A 3,855-nucleotide genomic window follows, 5' to 3' on the forward strand; every position below is an offset into this window, starting at 1 on the left:
TGCCGCGATCGCATTTTTGAAGCCCATTTCGATGCCTGCTGGACTATCGATCAACACAAAATCAAATTGGGGTGCGAGTTCGCCAATCATCCACTTCATGTGATTGGGGGTGATCATTTCCGCTTTACGATTTTGGGTCGCTGGGAGCAATACCAATCCCGGCTGACGTTTATCGCGGACTAAGGCTTGATCGAGCCGACATTCACCTGCGAGGACTTCAACGGCGGTGTAGACGACGCGATTTTCCAATCCCAACAATAAATCGAGATTTCGCAGTCCAAAGTCGCCATCGACTAAGGCAACTCGATACCCCATTTTGGCAAGAGTCATGCCCAAGTTGGCTGTGACAGAGGTTATGCCCACTCCGCCTTTACCGGAAGTAACTACAATAATGCGAGTCATGAATTATCTGTAAATTAGTTATTGTTAATTATAAAAGGCTGATTATGAGTGAAAATCGGGGGTATTTGTCAATATATCAATTTTTCGATCTTAGCAACTTAGGAGCGCGATTATTCAGTTCGCTGGTGAGATCCTGGTAGTGCTAGTTCGCGGAGATAGGGCGTTGTTTTAATATCGCTCGCGCGGGCGATCCGAATGCCTTGCGGGGTAATATAGGCAACTTCCGGCTCGAATTGTGGGGGTGGTGTCTCTGGTGCGCGGGCGACTCGATCGGCGATGCGGAGTTGGGTTGGCTCCATTTGCAATGCCATAATTAAACATTGGGGATTATTGGGATAACCAGCGTGAGCGATGCCGCGCAACCTGCCCCAGACAATAATATCGCCTGCTGCAAAAATTTCCCCGCCGGGATTGACATCACCCATAATCACCACCGTCCCTTCATGGCGAATATCCATCCCCGATCGCACTGTCATTTGCAGGTAGAGAGGTTCGACGATCTGCGGACTGGGTGCTGCGGGTGCATTGGGGAGTAGGGGCGCGATCGCCGATTGCTGTGTCACACAATAGCCTGCTGTCGCCGCTGCTACCGCAGTTTGCCGACGGCTAGTGGCGACTAGTTGCAGTTGTAAAGAGACATCGGCGAGGGCATCGGCAATTCCTTGCAACTGACGCGCATCTAAAAGTCGATCGTTAGCAATCAAATGTACTACAGTCAATGGTTGCCAGAATCTTTTTCCAGCTTGAAGTCGTTGCTGAAGTTGTTCCCACAAATCATTCCAACTAGCAGAAGCTGGCGTCTCTGCATCTGTTGGTAAAATCAATTTTACTACGCCATCTTCATTCTTCAGTCGAATTTGCAATTTGGATTGATCCGAGGGTGTACCGGGTGTGGGGTCTGCTTTTCCCTGAGCGTTCAGTATTGATAAGGTAGATGAAAAATCAGCATTCATAGCCTACGGAGTTGTGAAGATGGCAAATTGCTTTTACATCTTACACTTCAAACGGATATTCTGTTGGAATTATTTAGAATGTATTTTCCTCACCACGGGTGAGAGAGTAATATTTAGTAGTCATAAATTAAATAGCTGCGAGGGGAAGGGGGAAGGGGGAAGGGGGAAAGGGGAAAGAGGAACGGGGTTTTGATGGCACGAGTACCTTCGGTAGGCTACGCCAACGATTGATGTTTGAGTACGCTATTTCCCCAAAATAGCAGGAGAGCCGTTGATTAGCTACTACTGTTGGGATTCGATCGCTAAATTGCGAACGGATCTATTATTATGAGTTGCAGTCAACTAGCTGAGATAGTAACTAAGACAATGAGTTTAATTAGGATTTGGGCGGTAGCTAGCAACGTATTTCGCGAAGTGCTGCGCGATCGGATCTTTTTGACGATCGGGTTTTATGCGCTGATAATGCTGTCTGCTTGGCAGCTACTGCCATCACTGGCGGGTGCTGCACAAGATAAAATTCTGACTGATTTTGGTGTGGCTAGTGCGAATTTGCTCGGAGTACTCGTCGCGATCTTCATCGGGACGAATCTAATTAATAAAGAAATCGAAAAACGAACGGTATTTACACTAGTTACTAAACCAATTAGTAGTATCGAATTTATACTGGGCAAGCATTTAGGCTTATCTGCGGTATTAGCAATTTTAGTTGCTGGGATTACCTTTATTTATCTATCGGTACTGAGCCTAGCGAACATTAGTTATCCATTGGGGGCAATGCTCCTGACAGCAGTATTTCTATTTTTGGAATTATGCCTGATTGCTGCTGCTGCTTTGTTATTCGGCGTGTTCACCAGTTCGATTCTAGCGATTTTATTGACTTTTTCACTTTACTTGGTCGGACATCTGAGTGAGGGTATGGTTAGATTAGCTGGAATTACCAAAAATCCTGGTTTCCAAAAGTTAACTGACAATTTATATCTGGTGTTACCGGATCTATCGCGACTGGATCTCAAAAACGATGCGGTGTATGGAGTTATTCCTCAGCCAGATGTCCTCTTGCTCAATGCGGGGTATGCCATAATTTACACGATCGCTTTACTACTAATTGCGACGGTGATTTTCTCCCGCCGCCAGTTTTAGTCGATTGCGTTTACTGTCCAATGTTGTAGGGTGTGTTATCCCGGAGGGTAACGCACCAAAAATGTTCTGACTATTTAATAGCCTACCTATAATTTCTGAGCTGGTGCGTTACCCTTTGGGATAACACACCCTACATAGCCTGTAAGTGTGTTGGGTTTCGAGAGCTTCTACCCAACCTACAGCTAACAACTCTGGTGCGTTACCCTTCTCCTTCGGAGACGCTACGCCAACGGGATAACACACCCTACCAAGAGCAACCCGAACGGCTCTAATTAAAATTAGAGCTTCTGGTGGGTATAGGCATGTTGCTTGACATTATCGTCCTTGGTGACGACGCGATCGGCATTGAGAATCCGCTTGCGCTCGGTAGAATAGTTGAAACTGCTATAAGTCTCGCCTTGAGGGATATGGACTTGGGCTTCGGTGCGGCGTTTGTAGGTACGCGCTGAGGCAATACAACGGTAGGCAAACTCACTACCGAGTTGACAATCAGTAGGGAAACTCGCGGGGATTTGGGGTAACTCGTCGGCGATGAGTGCGCCGAGGGTGGTGGCTGCGGCAATTTCATAAGAAGTCGGAATCCCTTTAATCAGAGCTTCCAAAGCCGAAGAAGGGATGGGTTCGATTACTTTGACTTGGTGAACGCCATCATCATCACGGAAGAAACAAGTAGCCACACCGACAACGATATAGTCGTCAGCAGTTAAATCGGGAGCCTCAGCGATCGTCGTAATCATCGTCATCGTAATTTAATTATTAATTCTAAAATTAGCTATTTATTTACCTTTATCGATCCTACCAACTTAACTAGGTTCGGCAGATCCTCGTTAAACTACTTATTATAGTTAATGAGTGAGTATCGCCCGATATCGTTAAATACATGGAAGCTTTTAGCCCAACACCACCGGATTGGAGAGAAAAATCGACTCATGGCGTCGGATTTCGCTGTCCTAGTTGTCATGATAGCTCTACGGCTGCCACTGCTGCTTGGATCGATCGGCGTTCGCCAGTATTTATCGAAAATCGCCGCCGCAAATGGCAAGAGTTTTATCTGTGCCAATGTGGGACACCTTGGTGGGGATGGAGTAACGAACGTACCCCTAATGAATTTGCCAGTCGCGCTGCAAATAGCGAGAATCAAAATCCCTTCACTGGTGAAGATAGCGATCTTGACTACGATAGCTTTTTTGGCTACTTTTAGATCGCTGGGCGACTACTTAGCAACTACTTACAATTACAAACCGCCTTACTGAATAACTGCAATGGATTGGCAAGAAATTTCGGGTAATTGGGTCTATATTCCACGTCAGCCGCGTGCGGTCATTCACTTTTTAGGCGGTGCATTTGTCGCCGCCGCGCC

At 46.6% G+C, this 3,855-nt stretch carries 6 protein-coding genes; 3 read left to right on the top strand and 3 right to left on the bottom strand.

What is annotated here, in order from left to right; genetic code table 11:
- Together RMO35_RS07620 and minC are read right to left on the bottom strand one after the other, a co-directional pair.
- Window positions 1-402 (bottom strand): AAA family ATPase (locus tag RMO35_RS07620; RefSeq protein ID WP_309739872.1); only part of this gene is annotated, 402 nt, incomplete at its 3' end.
- A gap of 110 nt (window positions 403-512) precedes the next feature.
- Complete coding sequence (minC, locus tag RMO35_RS07625; protein WP_309739874.1) at window positions 513-1,355, bottom strand: septum site-determining protein MinC; 843 nt, start codon at window positions 1,353-1,355, stop codon at window positions 513-515.
- Between the two features lie 366 nt (window positions 1,356-1,721).
- On the opposite strand from minC, the gene RMO35_RS07630 reads away from it, so the two are divergent.
- Window positions 1,722-2,495: an ABC transporter permease gene (locus RMO35_RS07630; protein WP_396135026.1), complete on the top strand. Its 774-nt coding sequence runs from the start codon at window positions 1,722-1,724 to the stop codon at window positions 2,493-2,495.
- 278 nt (window positions 2,496-2,773) lie between these two features.
- Here RMO35_RS07630 and RMO35_RS07635 read toward each other — a convergent pair whose 3' ends face one another.
- Window positions 2,774-3,238: a hypothetical protein gene (locus tag RMO35_RS07635; protein WP_309739879.1), complete on the bottom strand. Its 465-nt coding sequence runs from the start codon at window positions 3,236-3,238 to the stop codon at window positions 2,774-2,776.
- A gap of 137 nt (window positions 3,239-3,375) precedes the next feature.
- Between RMO35_RS07635 and RMO35_RS07640 the strand changes: the two genes are divergently transcribed.
- Together RMO35_RS07640 and RMO35_RS07645 are read left to right on the top strand one after the other, a co-directional pair.
- Window positions 3,376-3,696, top strand: a complete 321-nt coding sequence (locus RMO35_RS07640) for a hypothetical protein (protein ID WP_309739884.1) — start codon at window positions 3,376-3,378, stop codon at window positions 3,694-3,696.
- A 61-nt stretch (window positions 3,697-3,757) separates the two neighbouring features.
- Window positions 3,758-3,855: DUF1350 family protein (locus RMO35_RS07645; RefSeq protein WP_309739886.1), on the top strand; the 98-nt coding region annotated here is incomplete at its 3' end.

It is taken from the genome of Chamaesiphon sp. OTE_20_metabat_361 (assembly GCF_031364565.1).